This window comes from Terasakiella sp. (genome assembly GCF_048267425.1).
In the GTDB taxonomy this organism is placed as follows: Bacteria; Pseudomonadota; Alphaproteobacteria; order Rhodospirillales; family Terasakiellaceae; genus Terasakiella.
This window is the reverse complement of record NZ_JBLWXN010000004.1, coordinates 232,733-259,247: the sequence shown is the minus strand read 5'-3', so window position 1 is coordinate 259,247 and position 26,515 is coordinate 232,733. Positions and strand designations below refer to the sequence as shown.

24 protein-coding genes are annotated in these 26,515 nt (G+C 48.1%); 19 read left to right on the top strand and 5 right to left on the bottom strand.

The features are described 5' to 3' along the window. Positions 1-18 precede the first annotated feature (18 nt). Genes trpC through ACN0VA_RS09075 form a run of 3 tightly spaced genes read right to left on the bottom strand, consistent with a single transcriptional unit; the run spans position 19 to position 2,418 of the window. A complete protein-coding gene (gene trpC / locus ACN0VA_RS09085) occupies positions 19-810 on the bottom strand; it encodes an indole-3-glycerol phosphate synthase TrpC (RefSeq protein ID WP_417820833.1) in 792 nt (263 codons plus the stop codon). A gap of 4 nt (positions 811-814) precedes the next feature. Continuing rightward, entirely contained in the window at positions 815-1,843 is a 1,029-nt protein-coding gene (gene trpD / locus ACN0VA_RS09080; protein WP_417820832.1) for an anthranilate phosphoribosyltransferase, read from the bottom strand. After that, a complete protein-coding gene (locus ACN0VA_RS09075; protein WP_417820831.1) occupies positions 1,840-2,418 on the bottom strand; it encodes an anthranilate synthase component II in 579 nt (192 codons plus the stop codon). Before ACN0VA_RS09075 ends, trpD begins: the two co-directional genes overlap by 4 nt. A gap of 206 nt (positions 2,419-2,624) precedes the next feature. Between ACN0VA_RS09075 and ACN0VA_RS09070 the strand changes: the two genes are divergently transcribed. The 5 genes from ACN0VA_RS09070 to ACN0VA_RS09050 are packed head-to-tail and all read left to right on the top strand — an operon-like array spanning position 2,625 to position 6,804. Then, positions 2,625-4,739, top strand: a complete 2,115-nt coding sequence (locus ACN0VA_RS09070) for a heavy metal translocating P-type ATPase (protein WP_417820830.1) — start codon at positions 2,625-2,627, stop codon at positions 4,737-4,739. Then, on the top strand, positions 4,736-5,155 hold the full coding sequence (gene cueR, locus ACN0VA_RS09065) for a Cu(I)-responsive transcriptional regulator (RefSeq protein ID WP_417820829.1): 420 nt from the start codon (positions 4,736-4,738) through the stop codon (positions 5,153-5,155). Before ACN0VA_RS09070 ends, cueR begins: the two co-directional genes overlap by 4 nt. Continuing rightward, positions 5,130-6,308 (top strand): divergent polysaccharide deacetylase family protein, encoded by a 1,179-nt coding sequence (locus ACN0VA_RS09060; protein WP_417820828.1) that lies wholly within the window; start codon positions 5,130-5,132, stop codon positions 6,306-6,308. Before cueR ends, ACN0VA_RS09060 begins: the two co-directional genes overlap by 26 nt. A gap of 11 nt (positions 6,309-6,319) precedes the next feature. Then, positions 6,320-6,526 (top strand): heavy-metal-associated domain-containing protein, encoded by a 207-nt coding sequence (locus ACN0VA_RS09055; RefSeq protein ID WP_188660208.1) that lies wholly within the window; start codon positions 6,320-6,322, stop codon positions 6,524-6,526. Continuing rightward, the gene (locus ACN0VA_RS09050) at positions 6,523-6,804 is read left to right on the top strand and encodes a TMEM165/GDT1 family protein (protein ID WP_417820827.1); all 282 of its coding nucleotides are present in this window, start codon (positions 6,523-6,525) and stop codon (positions 6,802-6,804) included. Before ACN0VA_RS09055 ends, ACN0VA_RS09050 begins: the two co-directional genes overlap by 4 nt. 66 nt (positions 6,805-6,870) lie before the next feature. On the opposite strand, the gene trpE is transcribed toward ACN0VA_RS09050, so the two are convergent. Next, entirely contained in the window at positions 6,871-8,391 is a 1,521-nt protein-coding gene (trpE, locus tag ACN0VA_RS09045; protein WP_417820826.1) for an anthranilate synthase component I, read from the bottom strand. Position 8,392: 1 nt separating this feature from the next. After that, positions 8,393-10,252, bottom strand: a complete 1,860-nt coding sequence (locus ACN0VA_RS09040; RefSeq protein ID WP_417820825.1) for a SurA N-terminal domain-containing protein — start codon at positions 10,250-10,252, stop codon at positions 8,393-8,395. A gap of 273 nt (positions 10,253-10,525) precedes the next feature. Here ACN0VA_RS09040 and tpiA point away from each other — a divergent pair, with 273 nt between their 5' ends. The 14 genes from tpiA to ACN0VA_RS08970 all read left to right on the top strand — a co-directional run bounded on the left by tpiA (position 10,526) and on the right by ACN0VA_RS08970 (position 26,505). Further along, entirely contained in the window at positions 10,526-11,293 is a 768-nt protein-coding gene (gene tpiA / locus ACN0VA_RS09035; protein WP_417820824.1) for a triose-phosphate isomerase, read from the top strand. 95 nt (positions 11,294-11,388) lie between these two features. Beyond that, entirely contained in the window at positions 11,389-11,739 is a 351-nt protein-coding gene (gene secG / locus ACN0VA_RS09030; protein ID WP_417820823.1) for a preprotein translocase subunit SecG, read from the top strand. 107 nt (positions 11,740-11,846) lie between these two features. Beyond that, positions 11,847-13,478 carry a CTP synthase gene (locus ACN0VA_RS09025; protein WP_417820822.1) on the top strand — a complete coding sequence of 544 codons (1,632 nt, stop codon included), beginning with the start codon at positions 11,847-11,849 and terminating at the stop codon, positions 13,476-13,478. A 15-nt stretch (positions 13,479-13,493) separates the two neighbouring features. Further along, positions 13,494-14,357: a 3-deoxy-8-phosphooctulonate synthase gene (kdsA, locus tag ACN0VA_RS09020; RefSeq protein WP_417820821.1), complete on the top strand. Its 864-nt coding sequence runs from the start codon at positions 13,494-13,496 to the stop codon at positions 14,355-14,357. A gap of 276 nt (positions 14,358-14,633) precedes the next feature. Then, positions 14,634-16,313 carry a methyl-accepting chemotaxis protein gene (locus tag ACN0VA_RS09015; protein WP_417820820.1) on the top strand — a complete coding sequence of 560 codons (1,680 nt, stop codon included), beginning with the start codon at positions 14,634-14,636 and terminating at the stop codon, positions 16,311-16,313. Between the two features lie 167 nt (positions 16,314-16,480). Next, positions 16,481-17,758 carry a phosphopyruvate hydratase gene (gene eno / locus ACN0VA_RS09010; RefSeq protein WP_417820819.1) on the top strand — a complete coding sequence of 426 codons (1,278 nt, stop codon included), beginning with the start codon at positions 16,481-16,483 and terminating at the stop codon, positions 17,756-17,758. A gap of 155 nt (positions 17,759-17,913) precedes the next feature. After that, a complete protein-coding gene (locus ACN0VA_RS09005) occupies positions 17,914-18,228 on the top strand; it encodes an FtsB family cell division protein (RefSeq protein WP_417820818.1) in 315 nt (104 codons plus the stop codon). A gap of 13 nt (positions 18,229-18,241) precedes the next feature. Then, positions 18,242-18,574: an antibiotic biosynthesis monooxygenase family protein gene (locus ACN0VA_RS09000; protein ID WP_417820817.1), complete on the top strand. Its 333-nt coding sequence runs from the start codon at positions 18,242-18,244 to the stop codon at positions 18,572-18,574. 96 nt (positions 18,575-18,670) lie between these two features. Further along, on the top strand, positions 18,671-19,978 hold the full coding sequence (locus ACN0VA_RS08995) for a diguanylate cyclase (protein WP_417820816.1): 1,308 nt from the start codon (positions 18,671-18,673) through the stop codon (positions 19,976-19,978). Between the two features lie 415 nt (positions 19,979-20,393). Continuing rightward, positions 20,394-21,407 (top strand): pyruvate dehydrogenase (acetyl-transferring) E1 component subunit alpha, encoded by a 1,014-nt coding sequence (gene pdhA / locus ACN0VA_RS08990; RefSeq protein ID WP_188660241.1) that lies wholly within the window; start codon positions 20,394-20,396, stop codon positions 21,405-21,407. A 25-nt stretch (positions 21,408-21,432) separates the two neighbouring features. After that, positions 21,433-22,806, top strand: a complete 1,374-nt coding sequence (locus tag ACN0VA_RS08985) for a pyruvate dehydrogenase complex E1 component subunit beta (protein ID WP_417820815.1) — start codon at positions 21,433-21,435, stop codon at positions 22,804-22,806. A gap of 22 nt (positions 22,807-22,828) precedes the next feature. Continuing rightward, positions 22,829-24,127 (top strand): pyruvate dehydrogenase complex dihydrolipoamide acetyltransferase, encoded by a 1,299-nt coding sequence (locus tag ACN0VA_RS08980; protein WP_417820814.1) that lies wholly within the window; start codon positions 22,829-22,831, stop codon positions 24,125-24,127. Between the two features lie 19 nt (positions 24,128-24,146). Next, positions 24,147-25,550, top strand: a complete 1,404-nt coding sequence (gene lpdA, locus ACN0VA_RS08975; protein WP_417820813.1) for a dihydrolipoyl dehydrogenase — start codon at positions 24,147-24,149, stop codon at positions 25,548-25,550. A 118-nt stretch (positions 25,551-25,668) separates the two neighbouring features. Next, positions 25,669-26,505, top strand: a complete 837-nt coding sequence (locus ACN0VA_RS08970; RefSeq protein ID WP_417820812.1) for an arsenite methyltransferase — start codon at positions 25,669-25,671, stop codon at positions 26,503-26,505. Positions 26,506-26,515 lie beyond the last annotated feature (10 nt).

Sequence of the window (26,515 nt, the reverse complement as noted above, 5' to 3'; positions counted from 1 at the left end):
AAATCGCGTGGTTAATTCTCAGCGGGCCAAAAGTGCTTGTGTCGCGGCTTCCACATCATCCTGTCGCATCAAAGATTCCCCAACAAGGAAACAGTTGGCATTGACTTTGGACATGCGGGCCAGATCTTCCGGGTTAAAAATCCCGCTTTCACAAACCAGAAGTCTATCTTTTGGTGCCATCGGAGCCAGACGTTCCGTTGTCGTCAGGCTAATTTCCATCGTCTTCAGGTTCCGGTTATTCACGCCGATTAATTTGGATTTCAATTTCAAGGCACGTTTCATTTCTTCTTCATCGTGCACTTCAATCAGACAATCCATCCCATAAGACAAGGCTTTTTCTTCCAACTCCGCTGCCAGATCATCTGACAACGCCGCCATAATCAGCAAAATACAATCGGCACCCAAGGCACGGGCTTCCGTGACCTGATAGGTATCAATCATAAAGTCTTTGCGTAAAACCGGCAGGGATACAGCATTGCGCGCTACAACCAGATATTCGTCAGCCCCTTGGAAATAGGGAACATCCGTTAAAACAGACATACAGGCTGCGCCGCCTGCTTCATAGGCTTTGGCAATTTCAACCGGATCAAAATCCGGACGGATCAACCCTTTGGACGGGGATGCTTTCTTGATTTCCGCAATCAACCCATATTGTTTTGCCCGCACCCGTGTTTTCAGCGCACTGATAAACCCGCGTGGTCGTGAGGCTTGCTTGGCGGCAACTTCCAAAATGTTCAGGCTTTTGCGTTTTTTACAATGTTCAACGTAGTCCCGCTTATCAGCACAAATTTTTGCCAGAATATCACTCACTGACTTATTCTCCGTTTGTGGCCTTGACCAAATTCGCCAAGGCTGCTTTTGCCTTGCCTTGATCAATTGAATCCGCAGCCATTGCCATACCATCCGTCAGACTTGTGACTTTATCTGCCACCATCAAAGAGGCAGCAGCATTTAACAATACAACATCGCGATAGGGGCCGGTTTCACCGTCAAACAAACGATGGATCGCTGCCGCATTATGGGCCGCGTCACCGCCTTTAAGGTCTTCTTCACTGACCAGTGACAAACCAAAATCGCTTGGATTAATTTCAAATTCACGGACTTGACCGTTTGCAAACTCCGCCACATAAGACGGACCCGTTGTTGTGATTTCATCCATGCCGTCACTGCCATGCACGATCCAGACTTTCTCGCTGCCCAAACGCCCCAGCACCTCTGCCATTGGGCGCACCCAGCGTTTATCAAAAACCCCGGTCATTTGGCGTTTCACACCTGCCGGATTAGACAACGGCCCGACAAGGTTGAAAATCGTACGCGTGCCAAGCTCCACCCGGTGCGGACCGACAAAACGCATGGCTGTATGATAAAGCGGGGCCATTAAAAAACCGATCCCGACTTCGGCAATGGCTTTTTCCACTATGGGTACAGGGGCTTCCATATTCAATCCAAGACTGGAGAGAACATCTGCGGCCCCGGATTTTGAAGACAAAGCCTTGTTACCGTGTTTTGCAACCGCCACACCACAACCAGCCACCACAAAAGCCGTTGCTGTTGAAATGTTCAGCGTTCCTTTGGCATCCCCGCCTGTACCAACAATATCAATCGCATCGGCCGGTGCCTTGATCGGGCGCATTTGTTCGCGCATGGTCGTCACAGCGCCTGTGATTTCATCTACAGTTTCACCACGCACACGTAACGCCATCAAAAAACCGCCAATTTGTGCCGCGCTTGCTTCACCTGTCATAATAATATCAAAGGCGGCTTTGGCTTCTTCCTGCGTCAAGGACAAGCCATCGGCAACCTTGGCAATAAGGGGTTTCATCGCGTCACTCATCTGGCTCATCCCTGTTTTTCTGCGAGTTCTAAAAAGTTTTTCAAAAGCTGATGCCCATGTTCAGAAGCAATGCTTTCAGGGTGGAACTGCACACCATGAATGGGCAATTCTTTATGTTGCACCCCCATAATCACGCCATCGTCCGTTTGTGACGTGACTTCCAGACAATCGGGCATACTTGCCGGGTCAATCGTCAAAGAGTGATAGCGCGTTACAGCCAGCGGCGAAGGAATATTAGCAAAAACACCTTTGCCTTCATGGTGGATCGGGCTGATTTTTCCATGCATGGGTTCAGGGGCACGCACAATCTTTGCCCCAAAAGCCTGACCAATGGATTGATGCCCCAGACAAACCCCGAAAATCGGCAACTTGCCAGATGCTTTTTCAATCAATTCCAGGCAAATACCAGCCTGATCCGGGTCACAAGGGCCGGGGGACAAAATGATCCCTTGCGGATTCAAGGCCATCGCCTCATCCGCACTGAGCACGTCATTTCGCCGCACGACCATCTCCGCCCCCAGTTCCCCAAAATAGTGAACGAGGTTATAGGTGAAGCTATCATAATTATCAATTAACAGAAACATATCAGCAACTTACATGTAAAAGTTCAGGTGTCACACAAAGCATATACCCCAAACAAAATTCTTTATGGACGCAGAATGCAAGCAGACTGCCGTAAGGTCAAGGTGAATATAGCCATAAAATGTCGTCAAATTCGAATAATTTATCCCTTGACCTTGCCCTTACTGGAAAGACCATATAACATTACAGTTAGATGGAAGGTAAAGCCATGACAGAGTATAAACTGAACATCACCGGAATGACGTGCGCGTCTTGCTCCAGCCGCATTGAGAAAGTTCTCAACCGCATGACCGGAGTCAAAGAGGCAACGGTTAATCTCGCCATAGAACAGGCTCATATCAACGTAAGCGATGACGGCGTATCCGTTGGTGATTTGATTACCAGGGTCGAAAAAGCCGGATTTGGTGCCACTGAAATACGTGACGATACGATTGAGCCGGAAGAAAAGCCCGATAATCGCGAAAAAGGGATTTTAACCTTCTGCTTGCTCTTAACCATTCCCTTGGTTGCTCCGATGATCTTGATGCCCTTTGGGATCACTTGGCATTTAAACGGTTATGTTCAGCTTTTACTCGCAACCCCGGTTCAACTGGTTGCCGTTTATCGCTTTTATGGTTCTGCCTGGGCGGCGCTCAAAGGATTGACGGGAAATATGGATTTGCTTGTTTCCCTTGGGACAACAGCGGCCTTTGGCCTCAGTCTCTATGAGTTATTTGCCCCATCCGGCAATCATCAAGCCCTGTATTTCGAAGCGGCGGCAGCAGTGACCAGCTTAATCCTGTTGGGAAAATGGTTGGAAAACCGTGCCAAGCACGGGGTTACACAGGCCATTCGTGCCTTGATGCATTTGCGCCCGGAAACAGCCCGCAGACAAGAAGGTGATATGGAAAAGACCGTTTCTGTCAGCGACATTCGCCTTGGCGACATTATCATTGTCAAACCCGGTGAAAACATCCCGGTCGATGGAAAGATTATCAAAGGCCGCAGTGAACTGGATGAATCCATGCTCACCGGGGAAAGTATGCCCGTCACAAAAACTGTGGATGAGGAGGTTACAGGCGGGGCGATTAACGGATCCGGATTGCTGGTCATTGAAACGACTGCAATCGGCAAAGAAACCGTGCTATCCAAGATTATCGAGATGATCCAAGGCGCCCAAGCCAGTAAAGCCCCTGTGCAGAAACTCGCAGACCGTATTGCCGCCATTTTCGTCCCCATTGTCTGTATTATCGCCGCGTTTACCTTGGTTGGCTGGCTGATTTATGGGGTCAGCAGCGATATTGCCATCATTAACGCCGTAACAGTGCTTGTTATCGCATGCCCTTGCGCCCTTGGCTTGGCCACGCCCACTGCGATCATGTCCGGGACCGGGGTCGGTGCACGTCATGGCATTTTGATTAAGGATGCGCAATCACTGGAACTTGCCCACAAGATCGACACTGTTATTTTCGACAAAACAGGAACGTTGACCGAAGGCAAACCCGAACTGATTGACCAAAGCGGTGATTTTCTTTTTATCGCTGCCAGCTTGCAACAAGGCAGTGAACACCCCTTGGCAAAAGCCTTTATCACCGATACGAAATTATCAGAAGTTCAAGATTTTCAGGCGACCACAGGGCAGGGGATCAGCGGACAAATCGACAATGTTGTCTATCGCTTGGGCAATCGCAAACATATGCAAAACGCGCTTGCCCCCTTTGAAAGTCAGGCCCAAAAATGGGAAGAATGCGGCCACACGGTTGTTTGGTTGGAAAATGATGAAAGCGTCCTCGGTATTTTTGCCATTGGCGATAAAATCAAAGCCAGTGCCAAACAAGCCATTGCCACCTTGAAAGAAAAAGGAATTACGCCAGTACTCCTTAGTGGGGACAATAAAAAAACGGCGCAAAGCGTTGCTCAACAAGTTGGCATCGAAACCGTTATTGCCGAAGTTCTGCCTGCGGATAAAGCTGATCAGGTCAATCAATTGAAGGCAAAGGGCGCCACGGTTGCAATGGTCGGTGATGGCGTAAACGATGCCCCCGCCTTGGCTGCTGCCGATGTCAGCTTTGCGATGGGCACCGGATCGGACGTTGCCATTCACAGTGCAGGCATAACGTTGATGCGTGCCGACCCTGCATTGGTGGCACAAGCCATTGATATTTCAAATGCAACCTACAACAAAATACGTCAGAACCTGTTCTGGGCCTTTTTCTACAATGTCGTTGCCTTACCAGCTGCGGCGCTCGGTTTGCTTAATCCGGTAATTGCCGGTGGTGCAATGGCGCTCAGTAGTGTAAGTGTGGTCACCAACTCCTTGTTATTGAAACGGTGGAAGCCATGAATATAAGTAAGGTCTCCAAATTAACCGGCGTCAGCGCCAAGACCATTCGTTATTATGAAAGCATCGATCTGATGCCCGAACCGGCACGCGCTGATAACGGCTATCGCGATTATTGCGAACGCGATGTCGAAATCCTCCGCTTTATCCAAAGTGCCCGCAAAATGGGATTTCCGTTGAAAGATGTCGGTAGCCTTCTGGAGCTTTGGCAAGATAAAAACCGTGCATCTCGCGATGTGCGCGAACTTGCCAAACGTCATATTGAAGAAGTCGAAAGCCGCATCAAAGAGCTGGAAGGCATACGCGAAACCCTAAAAAATCTGGTGGACTGTTGCCACGGGGATGATCGCCCTGATTGCCCGATCCTAAACAGTTTTTTAAAGGAAGACAGCTGTGGCTGCGCCGAAACCGAAGAATAAAAAAAAGAAAAAAAGAAATCTGGGACCGCTGATCGGCGCATTGCTGATTGGCGGACCCTTGGTTTATGGCGCCGTCTATTTTAAAGATCGGATCTTCAACCATGATCCGCAACAAAAGGCACAAGGCCAAGCGTGGTATAAAGAACATGCCCAAGCCCCTGAAATGATCCGTCTGCCTGATGCGCCGCTTATTCTGGCCGCAAAGGAAGCCGAGATCGACCCCCATGTGCGTGAGTTACCCCCCAAACGACCCTTAAGAAAACAGATCCCTTCCGAAGTAAAGCCGCGCATCAACAGTGTCGATATGACGGCAAAACCCCAGCCGCCTGCCGCTGTTTATGAAGAAGCTTTGCCTCAGGACGTGTATACGCCTGCAATTGTTCCAAATACAGAACGCGCCCCCGTCATCGTTGCCCCGCAACACTTACAACCGCGTTGGATGCAATATGCTTTAAAAATGGATGTGCCGACCAATAAACCCATGATCGCCGTTGTTATTGACGATTTGGGATTGGACCGTAAACGCACAGCGCGCACACTCGCTTTACCCGCCCCATTGACGATGGCTTTTATCCCTTATGCCAAAAGTCTGGATAAACAAACCGCAACAGCGCGCAACAACGGACACGAACTTTTAGTTCACCTTCCAATGGAACCTTTGAATGAAAAATTGGATGCAGGCCCGAACCATTTAAACACCCATCTTGCCCATGAAGACCTGCAAGACCGTATTCATTGGAATTTGGAACGTTTTGGCGGCTATGTCGGTGTTAACAACCATATGGGCAGTCGCGCAACAACTGATAAGACAGTAATGAGCGCCCTCATGGCGGAATTGCGTAATCGCGAAATGTTATTTTTAGATTCCCGTACCAACGCAAAATCTGTTGGCGGTGAAATGGCCGCGCAGGAAGGGGTTCCTTTTGCAGAACGCAATGTCTTTCTGGATAACGTAAACGACAAAACAGCCGTGCTCAAACAATTAAGCTTATTAGAAAGAGTTTCACGAAAAACAGGCTTTGCCGTCGGTATCGGGCATCCGCGCGACGGCACAATTGCCGCCTTAAAAGAATGGCTCCCCTTGGCACAAAGCAAGGGGTTTAGCCTTGTTCCCATCTCGCAAATCGTATTAAAGAAACAAGAACTGAGCTAAGGAGTTCCCGGATGACTAATACATATATCGTTGACGGCATGACATGCGGCCATTGTGCACAAGCTGTCACAAATGCCCTTAAATCCTTAAACGACACCGCAGACATTCAAGTGGACCTGGAAAAGAAAACCGTGACGGTCAGTGGTATTGACGATGATGCAGCCATTTCAGAGGCCGTCGAAGACGCAGGCTTTGATTTTAAAGGAAAAGCGGAATGAACCTTGGTTACCTGCTCCCCATTTTTGTCACTGTTTTTTTAGCAGAACTGGGAGATAAGACCCAATTGGCAACGGTTTTATTCGCATCGGATAAAAACCATAGTCCGCTGTTTGTTTTTATTGCCGCTGCCGCCGCTTTGGTGGCATCAACCGCAATCGCCGTTATTCTGGGCGCTGCGGCAGGAAAATATCTCGACCATATACCGCTGAAATTGATTGCGGGTATCGGCTTCATCGCCATCGGCGCATGGACAGTCTTTGATCACTTCAAAGCATAAAAATAGCGTCGATCCAAGAGGTTACCAGGATCGACGCTATTATATTTTTTAATAATCTGAATAAAATCAGTTTCGTTGCTTATCATCAGAAGCAAATTTATAGGCTTCTTCCGCTGCGCGAACCAAGGCACGTGCCTTGTTGATACTTTCCTGATATTCACCTTCCGGACTGCTGTCGGCAACAACACCACCACCGGCTTGAACATACATCTTGCCATCTTTAAGCAAGGCCGTGCGCAAGGCAATGGCGGTATCCATATCACCATTGGCCCCGAAATAGCCGATACATCCCGCATAAAAACTACGACGTTCTGGTTCCAGCTCATCAATAATTTCCATCGCCCGGACCTTCGGCGCCCCAGAAACAGTCCCTGCAGGGAAACCACCGATTAAGGCATCCATATTGTCAAATCGATCTGTATCCAGTTCACCGACCACATTCGACACGATGTGCATCACATGGGAATAAAGCTCGACAATCATTTGGTCCGTAACTTTAACCGTCCCGATTTTGGCAACACGTCCAACATCGTTGCGCCCCAGATCCAGTAACATTAAATGTTCGGCCAATTCTTTTGGATCAGACAGAAGGTCTTCCATCAGGGCCTTATCTTCAGCAGCATCTTTGCCCCGAATACGCGTTCCGGCAATCGGACGAATGGTCACTTCACCATCGCGTTGACGGACCAAAATTTCAGGACTGGACCCCACCAATGAAAATTCCCCAAAATTAAGGAAGAACAAGAACGGAGACGGGTTCAATCGACGCAAGGATCGATAAAGCGCAAAAGGCGGCAATTCAAAGGGCAGGGTAAAGCGTTGCGACAACACAGCCTGAAAAATATCACCGGCCAGAATGTATTCTTGTGCCTTATGAACCATGCCATGAAAATCTTCACGGCTCATATTCGACACAGGTTCCGGCAATTCACCAATATTTTCGTTAAAGTCGCGACTGATCCGCAAACTGGATTGCAGTCCATCGACAATTTCCTGCAAACGATCCAGTGCTGCATCATACGCATCCTTGGCGCTTAATCCCATTTGTGGGCGCACAGGGGTGACAATCGTAACCACGTCCTCGATATTATCAAAGGCGGCAATGATCGTCGGGCGCATAAACACCCCATCGGGAATGCCAAGCGGGTCAGGGTTATTATCTGGCAGCTTTTCCATCAAGCGCACCGTGTCATAGCCCATATACCCCACAAGGCCAGCAGCCATCGGGGGCAGGGGGGCTGGTAGCTCGATCGCACTTTCGTCAATCAAGGCACGCAAGGAATCCAGCGACGTTTTATCGCAAGCCTCAAAAGTATCACGTGTCAATCCGGCATTGCGGTTGATCTCTGCCTTTTCCCCGAAACACCGCCATGTCACATCGGGTTTCAAACCCAAAAATGAATAACGACCACGCTTGGCACCGCCTTCAACAGATTCCAACAGGAAACTATCAGGCTCACCTTGCGCCAACTTCATCATCGCAGAAACAGGCGTTTCCAAGTCGGCAACCTGTTTGGTCCACACAACCTGTGCCGTTCCATTTTGATAAAGTTTTTCAAAAGCGGAAAATTCGGGGAAAGCAATCATATTATTGAGACTCTGACACAAAGAGACGATTAACCATTGCACGGTCGACATTGACGCTGTAGCGACTGCGCAGGGCGTTTACGAATTGGGTCTGCATATCATTGGAAACTGCGTTCACCATTTCGCCACGTAACGCTTCGATTTGGGATTTATCAGCATCACCGTCTGTCGATTTGATTTCACTCAGTACGGCAATGATTTGACCGTTTTGCGTTGCCCCAATCGCCGTATCACCAACGTTGCTTTCAAACAAAGTTTTAACAACGTCTTTGGGCAATTTCGCATCCATGCGAGTGAAGTTCATTTCACTGGTCAATACCAGTCCTGCTTCTTCAGCTACTTGTGCAATCGGTGTACCTGATTTGATTTTGGCAACGACTTCTTCTGCTTTTTTCTTGGCAGCATCAAATTTCTTCAAATCAAGAACGAAAGATTCAACAGCCAGTTTTACATCCTCAAACGGACGCGCTTTACTGCTGGTGATATTATCAACGCGAACCATGAAATAACCGCCTTGGCCGTCATCTTTCATCACCGGTTCAGCGTTCATATCCAGTTGGAAGGCTTCATCCAAAATGGCTTGCTGCCCTTTTAATGCCTCGACCTTCTTATAATCTTTGCTGTTGGCACGATCATCAGTTGATGCAATGCTCACAACATCGAAACCGACAGCTTTTGCCGCCTCTTCAATTGTCGCACCGCCGCCCAAGGCATCTTCAATCTGATTTGAAATCGCGAACACTTCTTCCGTTGCCAGTTCAAGGGCAACAGCATCACGTAATTCATCTTTCAAATCATCAAATGTCGGATCAACCGCTTCCACCGCGTCACTGACATGGACAATGTGCCAACCAAGCAATGATTGAACCGGTGCACTGGCTTCGCCTTTAGACAAGGCAAAAGTGACTTCGCGCAAATCTTCCGGCAATTCTTCTTTGGTCACATCGCCGAGTTCCAGCACCTCGCCACCTAATTCAGCAAAAGCTTTACCTTCGGCCAGTTCTTGTGCGGCTTTCTTGGCGTCTTCTTCATTTGCAAAGACGATTTGCTCAACGGTGCGGCGCGCCGGCTTTTTAAATTCAGCATGGCGGGCACTGAACGCATCTTCGATTTTTTCAAGCGGAACGTCGATTGTTTTGGCAATCGCAGCAGGCGTAATATGCAACAGGGTCAAGCCGCGATATTCCGGTGCCATAAATGAATCGATGTTGTCTTCGTAATATTTACGAACTTCTTCTTCCGTCGGGGCGGGAATATCGCCAACGGTATCCAGACCAACTGTCAAAACATCTGCAGAACGTTTTTCCTGTAAATAAACGTACAGGTCCTTGGCTGCACTGCCCGGCATATAAACACCACTGTTTAAGACACTGATGACTTGTTCGCGGGCAAGATCGCCACGCACAAGTTCAATATACTGCGCTTCGTTCAGGCGGTTGGAAAACATGACTTGTTCAAACCGTGCCCGGCTGAATTTGCCATCTTCCAAAAACATTTCAGTGGATCGGATTTCTTTAGCGACTTGTTCATCGCTAATCGCAACATCCAGATCGTCCGCGTTTACCGCCAACAGAGTACGGTTAATTGCACGATCAACCACACTGCCGCCAATGGCCTTGGACAGATTTTCGTCAACCCCTTGATCCCCGGTCAACTGACGCATACGGGCCATTTCACGCTGGAAATCATTATAGACTTCCTGTGCCGAGATTTCCTTGCCATCGACTGTTGCAACCGAGTTACCAGTTGCTGCGGGGCGCAACATATCCCCAATCCCCCATGCCGCGAAACTCGCGATCAACAGGAATAAAAGGGTTTTAACGACTATAGAATTAGAGTGTTTGCGAAAACCATCGAGCATGATGAAGACAATCCAACGATTAAGAGGAGTTATAAATTTGGTGCGCATCATAAGTAAGGAAGCACGACCTCGCAACAGCTTAAACACTCAAAATTTGCCAATATTGTGACAATTTGCCTCTTTTCCTCCATCGAACACAGAAAACTGACATAACAAGGCCTTAGGATTGGTCATTTTTTAGATTATCTTCTGGCTCTTAATAGGCAAATTGTGTAAAAGCAGGACAAATCTTAAACATCATTTGACATGACAGAATGAATGAGGGTGGACATTATGAGTGCACGACGTCCGTTAATTGCCGGTAACTGGAAAATGAATGGCCTGCGTGCAGATGCACGTGCCTTGGCCGACGAAATCGGAACCCTGCGGAAAAACAAATCCCAGGATGCGTTTGATTTATTGATCTGTCCCCCCTTTAGCGTCATCGAAACCGTTGGTCATGTCCTTGATAGCACGGGTGTCTTTTTAGGGGCGCAAGATTGCCACACAGCAGAAAAAGGCGCCCATACAGGTGATGTTAGCGCTGCCATGTTAAAAGATGCCGGGTGCAGCCACGTTATCCTTGGTCATTCTGAACGTCGCACCAATCACAAAGAAACCGACGAACTGGTAAAACAAAAAGCCATCGCAGCACAGGACGAAGGATTAACCGCGATTATCTGTGTCGGTGAAACCGAAGCCGAACGCGAAAACGGTAAAACACTGGAAGTCGTCACATCACAAATTAAAGATTCTGTCCCGGAAGGGGCACGCGCGGACAATACGGTCATTGCTTATGAACCTGTTTGGGCAATCGGCACAGGTAAAGTCGCGACTCCAAACGATGTACAGAATGTTCATGGCGATATTCGCAAAACTTTAGCCGCGAAACTTGGTCAAGAAACAGCGGATGGCATTCGTATTCTCTATGGCGGGTCGATGAAACCCGAAAATGCCAAGGAATTACTGGCTCTCCCTGATGTTGATGGGGGGCTGATTGGTGGTGCTGCCCTAAAAGCAGAAGATTTTTGGGCAATTGCGCAAAGTTGTCCTAGCCTTTAAGGAAACTTCGCGCTAAAAGAAGCGCCAAGATTTTTTCGCGGGCGTAATTTTTACGCTCGCTCGATTTGTTTGAATGTAAGGATGGAAGAGAAGCGATGACAAACGTACTTCTCGTTATTCATTTGATCTTGTGCCTCGGCCTGATCATTCTGGTTTTGATCCAACGCTCTGAAGGTGGCGCATTAAGCGGCCTTGGTGGCGGCGGTGGCGGTGGCGGTATGAGCGGTCTGATGACCGGGCGTTCCGCAGCAAGCTTGTTAACGCGTGCAACGGGGCTTCTTGCTGGCGGTTTCATGCTGACAAGCCTGATCCTGTCATTGCTTGCCAATGCAGAGCGCAACACCACCTCTATTTTAGATACGGACACAAGTGCACCGGCCGCAGTAGAACAATCTGCACCGGCACCGGAGAAGTCCGATGAGCCGGGTGCGCCTCTAGCAAAATAAGTTTTTGCTTTTGGTTTAAAAGCAAGCTTGAAATTAGGTGAAAGAGGCGGTCAAATGACTGCCTCTTCTTCTTTGAATGAATTTGATCGACGTTTAGGTTGTTTGATATGACACGTTATATTTTTATCACTGGCGGTGTGGTTTCATCCTTGGGAAAAGGTCTGGGTTCAGCTGCGCTGGGCGCCTGTCTCCAAGCCCGCGGGTTTAAAGTTAGACTGCGCAAACTTGACCCTTATCTGAACGTCGATCCGGGCACCATGAGCCCGTATCAACATGGCGAAGTTTTCGTCACCGATGACGGCGCGGAGACCGATTTGGACCTTGGTCACTATGAACGCTTTACATCGGTCAATGCCATGCAAAGCGACAACGTAACCTCCGGGCGAATCTATTCCACCGTCATTCAAAAAGAACGTGCTGGCGAATATCTGGGCGCAACGGTACAAGTTATCCCGCATGTGACCGAAGCCATTAAAGAATTTACCAAAGCCAATGTAACCGACGAAGATTTTATCCTCGTTGAAGTCGGCGGTACGGTCGGTGATATTGAATCGTTGCCATTTTTAGAAGCCATTCGCCAAATGGGTAACGAGTTGGGGCGTGGGCGCACCATGTACCTGCACACCACCTTAGTGCCTTATATTCCTGCGGCAGGTGAATTAAAAACCAAACCGACCCAACACTCGGTCAAAGAATTACTTGGTCTGGGCATCAGCCCGGATGCGTTGCTCTGTCGTTGTGATCGTGAAATCCCGGCAGGCGAGCGTCGCAAAATCGCCCTGTTCTGTAATGTTGCCGAAGATGCCGTCATTCCGGCACTGGATGTGGACACCATCTATCGTGTACCTCTTTCTTATCACGAAGAAGGACTCGACACAGTCGTTCTTAAACACTTCGGCATGGCTGCACCGGAACCGGATCTATCCAAGTGGGAAGAAATCGTTCATCGCGTTCTGGAACCGGAAGGCGAAGTGAACATCGGTATTGTAGGTAAATATACAGAACTTCTGGAAGCCTATAAGTCATTGGCCGAAGCCATGACCCACGGCGGCATCGCCAACAACGTCAAAGTCAATCAACATTGGATTGATGCCGAAACTCTTCTTGAAGAAGGTGGTCTGGCGCAGTTGGAAGACAAAGATGCGATTTTGGTTCCCGGTGGGTTCGGTGAACGCGGTGCTGAAGGCAAAATTGCCGCCATCAAATATGCCCGTGAAGAAAAAGTCCCTTATTTCGGGATCTGTCTCGGTATGCAAATGGCTGTTATTGAAACCGCCCGAAACATGGCGGGCATCGACGGGGCAGGGTCTTCCGAATTCGGCGCCTGCAAAACACCAATTGTCGGATTGATGACCGAATGGGCAAAAGAAGACGGTAGCAAGGAAAAACGCAGTGAAGATGGTGATCTGGGCGGCACGATGCGCCTGGGCGCTTATCCTTGCTCACTTGTGCCCGATACCTTGGCGTACAATATTTATAACGGTGCCAATGAAATTTCAGAACGTCACCGTCACCGCTATGAAGTCAATGTCGATTTCAAACAAAAACTTGAAGATGCCGGCATGAAATTCTCTGGTCTGTCACCTGACGGTATTTTGCCTGAAATCGTTGAATTGCCGGGACATCCGTTCTTTATTGGCGTTCAATTCCACCCGGAACTGAAATCACGCCCGACAAACCCGCACCCGATCTTTACAGCCTTCATCAAGGCGGCGATCGAACAGAACCGTTTGGTATAATCAAGGGAAACAATCATGGTTGCGCAAAAACACGTTCAAGTCGGCAATGTCACCTTTGGCAACGATCTGCCTTTTTGCCTGATCGCCGGACCTTGTTCTATGGAAGGGCGCAACCATGCCCTTGAAATGGCCCATGCCTTAACGGAAATGTGTTCCGATCTTGGTATCGGTCTGATTTACAAATCTTCGTTTGATAAAGCCAATCGTACATCGGTGGCAGGCAATCGCGGTATTGGTATTATGCCAGCCCTTTCCATCTTTCAGGAAGTGAAAGACACATACGGTTGCCCCGTTATCACCGATGTTCATACCGAAGACCAATGCGCGGTTGTGTCTGAAGTTTGCGACATGATGCAAATCCCGGCCTTTTTATGCCGTCAGACCGATCTTCTTTTGGCAGCAGGCCAAACCGGCAAGGCAGTAAACGTTAAAAAGGGTCAATTCCTTGCCCCTTGGGATATGCCCAATGTCTGCAAAAAAGTGGCCTCAACCGGTAATGAGAACATTTTAATTACCGAACGCGGTTCCAGCTTTGGCTACAACACGCTTGTGACAGATATGCGCGGCCTGCCGCAAATGGCCCATGATACCGGCTATCCGGTTATCATTGATTGTACCCATTCCGTCCAACAACCGGGCGGGCAGGGCAATAGCTCCGGTGGTCGCCGCGAATTGGCCCCGGTTATTGCACGTTCCGCCATTGCCTTGGGCATTGCAGGGGTTTTTGCCGAAACCCACAATGACCCGGACAAAGCCATTTCAGATGGCCCGAACATGATCCCGGTCCACAAGCTGAAAGGCGTTCTGGAAACGCTGAAAGCCTTGGATGAAGTTGCAAAAGCCAACCCGGTCGATCTGGTTGGTATGGCGACTTATTAACTCAAGAAACTCTTAATTTCAAGAAGCTCCCGGATACATATTCCGGGAGCTTTTTTTTGCCTATTCCAAAGTGAATTAACCTGGCTCCAAACACTCGTATAAAGTTTATAAATAGAAAGTTAAAACTCTTAATGAGTATTTAAGCTTATAATTCAACAACTTAACCGTATATTTACAGCATGTAGAACTTTTACATTTATCTAATTTAAGGTATCTTTACATAGAAAACACCTAAAACTTTTATGGGTATTAGGCTGCATTTAAACTGTTACGAAAGTGAAAATCCAAATGAGTTTAGCACAGAGACTCGCCATCTTAATCTCCATTTCAGCAATTGGAATTTTCGTTGTTTTCGCATTAGACCTTCGTTCATTACATTCCAATCTGATCGAAGACCGGAAAACAACAATCAAAAATATTGTCCAGACGGGCGTCAACATTGCAAAATCGTATCATCAACTCACTCTTGACGGAAAAATGCCCGCCGATAATGCTAAAGCAAATTTAATAGCAGCTTTATCAGCCATGACTTTTGGTGACGGCGATTATGTATTTGCAATCACAAATGCCGGAGATATGGTCGCTCACCCCAGTTCAAAATTAAAAGGTAAAAACCTTATTGGATTAAAAGATGTTGACGGAAACCCCATTATTAAAAAGTTGATTGAAGCTGCCGAAAAAGGGGGTGGGTATGTAAGTTACAAATGGAATAAGAAGGGTAAAGAACAAGCTGTTCCCAAAGTAAGTTACGCAGAATATTCCAAAGATTGGGATATGGTCATCGGTACGGGGATCTATATTGACGATGTTGATGCCGTGTTTAAGAGAGAGCTAACCTTTGGTGCAATCATCACCATTTTCATATTATGCATTACTTGCAGCGTTGGCTATTTCATCGCACGCAGCATCAAAATCCCGTTAAAAGCTTTGCAAGTACAGATGAAACGCCTTGTGAATGGCGATCTGGAAATTAACGTTCCCTATCTTGAACGTAACGACGAAGTTGGAAACTTTGCCCAATCTCTGGAGTCTTTCAAAAAACAAGCCATTACCAACCATGAACTTGAAGAACTTGCAAAACACAAGGAACATGAATCTGCTGCCAAACAAAAGAAAGCCTTGCTGGACATGGCAGATCATTTCGAAAAATCTGTCGGTTCAATCGTCAATTCAGTTGTTAAAGCCACTCAAAGCTTGAATGCCAACGCAGAAAGCATGACGCATATTTCACATACAACAAGTTCTGAGGCCCTACATGTCAGAGAGAGCGCAGCAGATGCGACAGATAACGTATCCACCGTTGCCGCTGCTTCCGAAGAGCTTCATTCCTCAATTCAAGAAATAAGCCGACAAGTGAGTGAAGCCAGCACCGTTGCCCAAAATGCAGCTGAAAAAGCAAACGTGACGGCCAAACAGATGGAAGTTCTTTCCTCCTCGGCTGATCGAATTGGTGAAGTCATTGCCCTGATTAACGGTATTGCAGATCAAACCAATTTATTGGCATTAAATGCTACAATTGAAGCCGCGCGAGCCGGAGAGATGGGAAAAGGCTTCGCCGTTGTTGCCACTGAAGTAAAAAATCTAGCCAACCAAACATCCAAAGCAACTGAGGAAATTTCCAGTCAAATTACAGCTGTTCAATCTGCTGTAGGTGATGCGGTTGTCTCAATCACTGAAATCAGTGATGTTGTGGAGCGTGTTCGCGAGGTTTCTTCAGGAATAGCAGCCGCAGTTGAAGAACAAACCGCCGCAACACAGGAAATTGCCAACAGCGCACAATCCGCAGCACAAAGTACCGGACGTGTTTCCGAGCATATCAAAAAAGTTTCTTCTTCTTCTGACCAAACACTTACTGTCTCAAATGAAGTTGTCAGTGCAGCCGATGCCTTAAATGCAAACTCCAGCCAATTGAACAAGGCTGTAGATGATTTCCTCACAGAGGTCCGCGCAGACTAAGAAATACTTTCGTATGGCGGGGGGAAGCTATCCTTCTCCCCGTTACATCTTGTGTTTTTTGTCCTTGTTAATGAATTGGGTATTTTCTTGCTTTTTTGTGCCCAACCAAGTATCAAACGGGCACTATTTTCCATTTTGTTTTCTGATCTTCCGAGAGGGCTTTTTTAATGAGCGCCATTATCGATATTCACGGTCGCGAGATTCTCGACAGCCGTGGCAATCCTACTGTTGAAGTTGACGTTTTGCTGGAATCAGGTGCGTTTGGTCGCGCTGCCGTTCCGTCCGGTGCCTCCACCGGTGTCCACGAAGCCGTTGAACTGCGCGATGGCGACAAAGAACGCTACCTCGGCAAAGGGGTTGAGAACGCTGTTGAATCCGTCAACGGTGAAATCTTCGATGCGCTGTTGGGTATGGAAGCTGACGAACAGCTGTTGATCGACCAAACCATGATCGATCTGGATGGCACAGAAAACAAAGGTCGTCTGGGTGCAAACGCTATGTTGGGCGTTTCTATGGCGGTTGCACGTGCGGCTGCTGAAGAAGCTGGCCTGCCGCTTTATAAATATCTTGGCGGTGTCTTTGCGCGTGAATTGCCGGTACCACTGATGAATATCATCAACGGTGGTGCCCATGCAGACAACCCGGTTGATATTCAGGAATTTATGATCATGCCGGTTGGCGCCTCATCCATCCGCGAAGCTATTCGCATGGGTGCCGAAGTTTTCCATGCCCTGAAAGCCGCCCTGAAAGCCGCAGGCCACAACACCAATGTTGGTGATGAAGGTGGTTTTGCACCGGCTGTCGGTTCTTCTGAAGAAGCTTTGAGCTTCATTATGACCGCTATTGAAAATGCAGGTTACACAGCCGGGGACGACATTGTTCTGGCTCTTGATGTTGCCTCTTCCGAGTTTTACAAAGACGGTAAATACGAATTGGCGGGCGAGGGGAAATCCCTGTCTTCTGCTGAAATGGCTGATTATCTGGCTGACTTGGTTGAGAAATTCCCCATCGTCTCCATCGAAGACGGCATGGACGAAGATGATTGGGACGGTTGGAAAATCCTGACCGATAAAATTGGTGATAAATGCCAATTGGTCGGTGATGACCTGTTCGTAACAAACCCGAAACGCTTGGCTGATGGGATCAACCAAGGCGTTGCCAATTCCATTTTGGTCAAGGTCAACCAAATCGGGACCCTGTCTGAAACGTTGGAAGCTGTAGAAATGGCACAAAAAGCAGAATACACAGCTGTTATTTCGCATCGTTCTGGTGAAACGGAAGATTCGACAATTGCCGACATCGCGGTTGCAACAAATGCCGGTCAGATCAAAACCGGTTCTCTCAGCCGTTCTGATCGTATTGCGAAATACAACCAATTGATCCGCATTGAAGAAGAGCTTGGTTCTTCTGCTGTTTACGCAGGTCGTTCGGTTCTACGCTCATAAAAGAAACATTTTTGGTTTCTCTAAAAGGCCGTCTCCATTGAACTGGAGACGGCCTTTTTCTATTTATTTTGTCGAACAATCACGATCTATATAGAATTTGTTTACCAATTGTGTGCATAAAAAGAGGATCAGTACTTCTTTTGGATAGGGTAAAAATGAAAGCTTGGCGCACCATAAGGACCAAGTTTCAGCCGGGAATTTTCCTCCCGGTTCTTGGTGTGTGCGTGGTTCTTAATTTTGCCTATCATTTTGTACAGGGCGATGGCGGCATCCGAGCGTTGCTTGATTATCAAAATCGCATTGAAAAAACCCAACTCCAATTGGACCAAATTCGGGCAGAACGCCAACAGCTTGAACATCGTGTTTATTTGCTGCGCTCTGATAGTTTAGATCCCGATATGTTGGAAGAACGTGCGCGTGCCGTTCTCAATTTTGCCGCACCCAACGAATTTGCTATTGTTATAGAATAGGACAGACACAGTCATGACTGCAAAAAACTTACCAAACCCGCCTTATTACGCAGTCATTTTTGTCAACCAACGCACAAATGAGGATGCAGAAGGATATGGTCAAATGGCGGACCGTATGGTTGAATTGGCACAACAGCAACCCGGTTATCTGGGTATGGAAAGTGTACGAGAACCCGCAGGCAAAGGCATTACCGTTTCCTATTGGCAAGACCTGGACGCGATCCAAAACTGGAAGAAAAACCTCGAACATATCGAAGCGCGCAAACTTGGTAAGGAAAAGTGGTACGAAGATTATCAATTGCAGGTAGCGAAAATTGAGCATGGTTACCGCTGGATTAAAAATTAGTCTTATCTGATTAATTAGCCCTTGATTCCATTACATATTTCTCTTACTGATTCATACAATTATATTTTTTTGTAGAAGAAAGGGGACGTCAGGGAAATGGAATGCAATGATATTGTCCCCAATCTCGAATTCTACAAAAACTTATGTGCGCATATTTCTGACGCTGTCTATTTGATAGAACCAGACAGTTCAAAAATTTTATGGGTAAATCCGGCAGGCTATAAGGACTTACTGATGGACGAAGATGACGTTCTTCATCAATCCGTGCTCAGTCTACAAAAAGATGTAATTGGCCCTCAACAATGGTCCTCCATTGCACAAGTTATCCACGAGACAAAACGCTTTACCTTCATTGGCAATCACAAACGCAAAAACGGTACAATATTTCCCGTTGAAGTGATCACCTCGGTTATTCAGTATCAGGGAAAAGAACTCTTTCTTTCTATTGCCCGCGATATTACCAACCGACAACTACAAGAAGCTGACCTTATCGGCCGTGAAAAGAATATATGGACTGCAATCAATGCCAGTTCCGATGGTGTATGGGATTGGAATATTATAGATAACAGTGTCTATTTTTCACCCAGTTTAAAAAGAATGCTGGGCTACGGCCCCGATGAGATGGAAACAAAAGTCGAAACTTGGAAAAATAATATTCATCCTCACGACCTGTCCCGCGTTATGCAAGCACTTGAAGAACATATTCAAGGAACGCGTGAAAGATATGAATCCGTCTATCGGCTTAAAAATCGCAATGGGCATTATTTGTGGGTCCATGATATTGGCTGTATCACAGAACGTCTCAAAAATGGTGAAGTCCTCAACTTAACAGGGATTGTGCGCGATATTACTGATTACAAAACACATGAACTGCGCCTGATGGAAATGGCGGCTTATGACGAATTAACCCACCTTCGAAATCGACGAGAATGTATTCGAATTTTTGATAAACAGTTGGAATTTGCCGCACGTAGCAAGCACCAGCTTAGTGTGCTTTTATTTGATTTGGATTTTTTCAAGACTGTAAATGACAGATATGGTCACTTGGCTGGCGATCAGGTCTTGAAGGATATAGCACAAATTCTAAGCCAACACGTCCGAAAATCAGATTATCTTTTTCGCTGGGGTGGGGAGGAATTCATGCTGATCTGCCCCTCAACATCACGTGAAGAAGCCTGCATCTTAGCCGAAAAATTGCGCAATGTGATTGAAAAACATATTACGCATTACCAAAACATCACTATTTCCATTACAGCCAGCTTTGGCCTTGCAAGTTATCCAGAAAATGCACAGTCACGCGAAGAGTTGACGCTCAGTGCCGACTCAGCCCTCTACACAGCCAAATCCAAAGGCCGTAACTGTGTTGTTTACGCTAAAACCCAACCGGGCCAAGTCACCCTTTGATTTTTCACAATATGAAATTAGGCTTTCTACGAATCTGGATGTTTATCCGGTATTCAAATACCGCCCTCTGTCTTTTTTTCTATTTTTGCACCGCAATAAGTGCAATTCCTCTAAAAAGTACACTTATTGTTTCTACTACAAACAATATACACCTTATAAATATTAATATGATTTTAGTTAATTTGAAGGTTTTACTAGGACCTTGATGGTAGCACCGCTAACCCAGCCTAAGTCAAACCACAGCATAAGATACACCCAATAATTAACCAATATAAAGTTAAATATACTTTTTGCACTGCAATACAAATAGTTATACCCCTTGAAAAACTTGCGTCACAGCCCCTTTTCAGGTTTTAACAGGGTATAAATTTGCTTCGCATCTATTGCCTATCATGGTCAGCCAAGGGGAGCCCTTATGGCAACACAAACAAAACGTACAACTCGGGGTAAGAAAAAGTCACCTGAGTCCACACCTGAAGAACTTATCAAATTCTATAAGGACATGCTGTTGATCCGCCGCTTTGAAGAAAAAGCCGGTCAACTGTATGGCATGGGCCTTATCGGTGGTTTCTGCCACCTTTACATTGGACAGGAAGCCGTTGTTGTCGGCATTCAATCCATTGCCAACCCACAAGACACATTGATCACATCCTATCGCGACCACGGTCATATGCTGGCCTGCGGCATGGACCCGGACGGCGTTATGGCTGAATTGACAGGGCGCGAGGGCGGCTATTCCAAAGGGAAGGGCGGCTCGATGCATATGTTCTCTAAAGACAAAGGATTCTACGGCGGTCACGGGATCGTTGGGGCACAAATCCCGTTGGGAACTGGTCTTGCCTTTGGTCACAAATATAAAGAAGATGGCGGCGTCAACTTTGCCTATATGGGTGATGGCGCGGTCAATCAGGGTCAGGTTTACGAAGCCTTTAACATGGCGGCCCTATGGAAATTGCCGGTTGTTTATGTCATTGAAAATAACCAGTACGGCATGGGTACGAGCTTGGAGCGTGCATCCAGCAACACCAACCTGTCTCAACGTGGGGCCGCACACGGCATTCCCGGCGTTCAAGTCAACGGCATGAGCGTTCTTGAAGTCCGCGAAGCCGCCCGTGAAGCGGCTGAAAAATGTCGCCGTGGCGAAGGTCCGGTCATTCTGGAAATGAAGACATACCGTTATCGCGGTCACTCTATGTCCGACCCGGCGAAATACCGCCCCAAGGAAGAGGTCCAGAAAGTCCGCTCAGAAAGCGACCCGATTGATTTCGTTCGCAATCTCTTGATCGAAGGCAATCACATGGACGAAGCCGGTCTCAAAGAGATCGACAAAGAAATTAAAGCCATTGTGACAAAGTCCGCCGAATTTGCCCAAACCAGCCCGGAACCAGCAGAAAGCGAGCTATGGACCGACGTGTTGGTCGAAGCCTAAGCGTTTAAGAGATAGAGGAAAAAATATGCCTATTGAAATTCTTATGCCTGCGCTTTCTCCGACCATGGAAGAAGGCAATCTTGCAAAATGGTGCAAGTCAGAAGGTGATAAAGTTGAATCCGGTGATGTGATTGCCGAGATCGAAACCGACAAAGCCACAATGGAAGTCGAAGCCGTCGATGAAGGTATTCTCGGCAAAATCGTTATCCCTGAAGGCACACAAAACGTTAAAGTAAATGAACTGATTGCCTTGCTGCTCGAAGATGGTGAAGATGCCGCCGCAGCCGACAATTATTCAGCAGGTGGCGCCGCTGCCCCGGCAGTACAGGAAAGTGCCCCGGCGCAAAGTGAAGCAAGTGCCGCACCGACCGCATCAGCCGCCCCGGTTGCCGTTGCAGAAGACGCCTACACAGGCCCGACCGAGGCCATGACCGTCCGCCAAGCCCTCAACACTGCTTTGTTTGAAGAATTCCGCCGTGATGAAAAAGTATTCATCATGGGTGAAGAAGTGGCCCAATACCAAGGCGCTTACAAAATTTCTCAAGGCTTGCTGGAAGAATTTGGCGACAAGCGCGTTGTTGATACACCGATCACCGAAATCGGCTTTACTGGCTTAGGTGTCGGCGCTGCATGGTCCGGTTTGAAACCCGTTGTCGAATTTATGACCTTTAACTTTGCCATGCAGGCCGTTGATCATATCATCAACTCTGCAGCTAAAACACTTTATATGTCCGGTGGGGAAATTCCCTGTCCGATCGTCTTCCGTGGGTGCAACGGGGCCGCTTCACGCGTTGCGGCACAACATTCACAATGTTATGCGTCTTGGTATGCGCACTGTCCGGGCCTTAAGGTCGTTGTGCCTTATTCCGCCGAAGATGCGAAAGGGTTGCTCAAGGCCGCTATTCGTGATCCTAACCCGGTGATTGTACTGGAAAACGAAGTTCTTTACGGCAAAACATTTGATTGCCCGACAGACGAAGATTTCGTTGTTCCCTTCGGTAAAGCCAAGATTGAACGCAGTGGTACAGACGTCACATTGGTGGCTTATTCCATCACGGTTGGCTGGGCATTGGAAGCGGCTGAGAAGCTTGCAGAACAAGGCATTTCAGCCGAGGTGATCAACCTGCGTTCCTTGCGTCCGCTAGATACACATACCATCGTTGAGTCTGTGAAAAAGACAAACCGTCTGGTTACGGTCGAAGAAGGCTGGGCTTACGCCAACATCGGTTCTGAAATCGCCGCACAGGTGATGGAACATGCGTTTGATTATCTGGATGCGCCTGTTACCCGTATTGCCGGTGCTGACGTGCCGATGCCATATGCCGCCAACCTTGAAAAACTCGCCTTGCCGCGGATCGACGATATCGTCAATGCCGCCAAAGCAGTTTGTTACAAGTAACCTCGGATAAAGGAACAGCATTATGCCTATTCAAATTTTGATGCCTGCACTTTCTCCGACGATGGAAGAAGGTAATCTGGCAAAATGGTGCGTTAAAGAAGGCGACACCGTTGAATCCGGCGACGTGATTGCCGAGATTGAAACCGATAAAGCCACAATGGAAGTCGAAGCCGTTGACGAAGGCGTTATCGGTAAAATCCTCGTTGCCGAAGGCACACAAGGCGTGAAAGTCAACGAACTGATCGCCCTGTTGCTGGAAGACGGCGAAGACGCAAGCGCCCTTGAAGGGGCAGAGACAGCAGCACCGGCCCCCAGTGCCCCGGCGCAGGCCGACGCACCGGCAAAACCCGATGCAGCCCCAGCCCCGACACCGGCAGCCCCCAGCACAGAGACGGGGGATCGCATTTTCTCAAGCCCCTTGGCACGCCGAATTGCTGCCCAAGAAGGTTTAGACCTGGAAGCCTTGTCTGGTACAGGCCCGCGTGGTCGTATCGTCAAACGCGACATTGATGCGGCTCTGGCTGCTGGTACAGGCAAAGCGACACCAGCCGCACCGGAAGCGAAAGCTGCACCCAAAGCAGCCGCGAGCGAAAGCAAAACCATTAGCGTTGATGATCCGATCTTTAAATTGCTGCCGGACTACGACGCAGTTCCAAATTCAAACATGCGCAAAACCATTGCCAAACGTTTGACGGAATCAGCCCGTGATATCCCGCACTTTAACCTGCAAGTGGACGTGGAAATCGACAAGTTGATGGCTTTGCGTAAAGAACTCAACAGCCGTGATGGTGCCGATTACAAGATCTCGGTTAACGATTTTCTGGTTAAGGCCACCTCTTTGGCCCTGACACGTGTCCCGGATTGCAATGTGGCTTTCACTGATGGGGCGATTTTGAAATTTAAACGGGTCGATATGGCAATCGCCGTTGCCGTTGAAGGTGGCCTGATCACGCCGATCATCAAAGATGCCGCTTCCAAAGGCTTAGCGACATTGGCAAATGAGGCCAAAGATCTGGCCGCACGCGCCCGTGACGGTAAATTGGCACCGGAAGAATATCAAGGCGGGACATTTACTATCTCCAACCTTGGCATGTTTGGGATCAAAAGCTTTAACTCCATCATCAACCCACCCCAAGGCGGCATCCTGTCCGTCGGTGCCGGCGAACAGCGCCCTGTTGTTAAGGATGGTGCCCTTGCTGTTGCAACCGTTGTCACCCTGACACTGGCCGTTGATCACCGTTGCATTGACGGGTCCACAGGCGCGGCCTTTATCAAGGAACTCAAAACCTTGATCGAAGATCCGATCGCATTGATGCTTTAACCCGGGAAAGAGAGAAAAGATGTCCGATACAAATTTTGACGTCATTGTCGTCGGCGCAGGCCCGGGTGGCTACGTCGGTGCAATTCGCGCGGCACAACTGGGGCTGAAAACAGCCCTCGTTGAAGCCAAGCATCTGGGTGGGATTTGCCTGAACTGGGGCTGTATCCCAACCAAGGCGCTTCTGCGTTCTGCAGAAATCTACGAACATATGAAACATGCCGCTAACTTCGGTCTGGGCGCCAAGGAGGTCTCCTTTGACCTCGCCAAGATCGTTGAACGTTCTCGCGGTGTGTCCAAACAACTGTCCGGTGGCGTGGGCCACTTGTTAAAGAAAAACAAGGTGCAGGTGTTTGACGGTTACGGCAAGTTGCTGGGCGGCGGTAAACTTTCTGTCGAAAAAGACGGTAAAGTCTTTACCACGTTGTCTTCCAAAAACATCATCATGGCCACAGGCGCACGTGCGAAATCCTTCCCCGGATTGGAGCCCGACGGCAAACAGGTCTGGACCTATATGGAAGCCTTGGTACCCAATGAAGTCCCGAAATCTCTGCTGGTCATCGGCAGTGGTGCCATCGGGATTGAATTTGCCAACTTCTTCCATACTTTTGGCGCAGATGTCACCGTTGTCGAAGCTTTAGACAGCATTATGCCCGTCGAAGATGCCGAAATTTCCGCATTTGCTAAAAAAGCAATGGAAAAACGTGGCATGAAGTTCAAAACAGGGACACTTGTTAAAAAACTGGATAAAGCGGCGGACGGTGTAACCGCAACCTTGGAAAAAGGTGGCAAGACCGAAACAATCAAAGTTGATAAGGTTATTACGGCTGTCGGTGTGGTTCCGAACGTGGAAAATATCGGTCTGGAAGCTGCAGGTGTGAAACTGGACGAACGCGGTTTTGTTGCCATTGACGGTTATTGTAAAACATCGGCTGACGGTGTTTATGCAATCGGTGATGTGGCAGGTGCGCCGTGTTTGGCCCACAAAGCCTCCCACGAAGCCATCATCTGCGTTGAAAAAATTGCAGGCGTGAAAGATGTTCACCCATTGGATAAATCCCTTATTCCGGGTTGTACATATTGCGAACCGCAAGTGGCATCGGTTGGCTTGACGGAAAAAGCTGCCAAAGACAAAGGTTATAAGGTGAAAGTCGGTCGGTTCCCGTTCATGGGCAACGGCAAGGCCATTGCCTTGGGCGCACCGGAAGGGCTGGTTAAAACCGTCTTTGATGAAAAGACCGGCGAATTGCTGGGCGCCCATATGGTCGGGGCTGAGGTAACCGAACTGATCCAGGGCTTTGGTGTTGCCAAAACACTGGAAACGACGGAAGCCGACCTGATGCATACGGTCTTCCCACATCCGACCTTGTCGGAAATGATGCATGAATCGGTTTTGGATGCTTACGGTAAAGCCATCCACTTCTAGTTCATGTCGTGTCTTTCAAAAAATGAAGGACACACGCTTTTGTGAATTGATCAAGACGGGGAGGGGGCTTTAGTTTCTTCCCTGTCTTTGTCTTCACAATTATTTTAAGAGGTTTTCCATGTCCAGTTGCTGCGGTCCACAAACAGAAGTTCAGTCTGAGGACGATGTGCATAAAGCTGTTTCTGAAAGCTATGCCGCAATCGCCAATTCTGGGGGCAATGCCGGGTGTTGCCTGCCTGCAACGGGTGGCGCCGAAGTGCCGAGTGCGGAAGAATTCGCCAAAAATTTTGGCTATAGCGATGAAGAACTTGCCGCCGTTCCTGATGGGGCAAACATGGGACTGGGATGTGGTAACCCATCTGCGATTGCAGCGATGAAACCGGGTGAAACCGTTGTGGACCTTGGTTCCGGTGGCGGTTTTGATTGTTTTCTTGCTGCGCGTCAGGTCGGTAAAAACGGGCAGGTGATTGGGGTGGATATGACACCTGATATGTTGCGCAAAGCCCGCGACAACGCACACAAAATCGGAGCAACAAATGTTGATTTCCGATTGGGCGAAATTGAAAATCTGCCCATTGCAGACAATACGGTTGATGTCATCATTTCCAACTGCGTAGTGAACTTATCCCCACGTAAAGACCGCGTTATTGAAGAATCATATCGTATCTTAAAACCTGGCGGACGTGTTGCGATCTCTGACGTTGTTCAAACACATGATATGCCTGAAGACATTCAAAAAGATACGGAACTTCTATGTGGTTGCGTTTCTGGTGCCGCCTCGGTACAAGATTTGACAAAATGGTTGGAAACAGCCGGATTTGAACAGATTAAAATCGACGTCAAAGAAGAAAGCCGCGACTATATCAAAGACTGGGCACCCGGGCGCGGTATCGAAAAATATGTGGCATCGGCTACAATCGAGGCTATAAAGCCGTCAAAGACTTGCTGTGGGTAGGAACACCTGA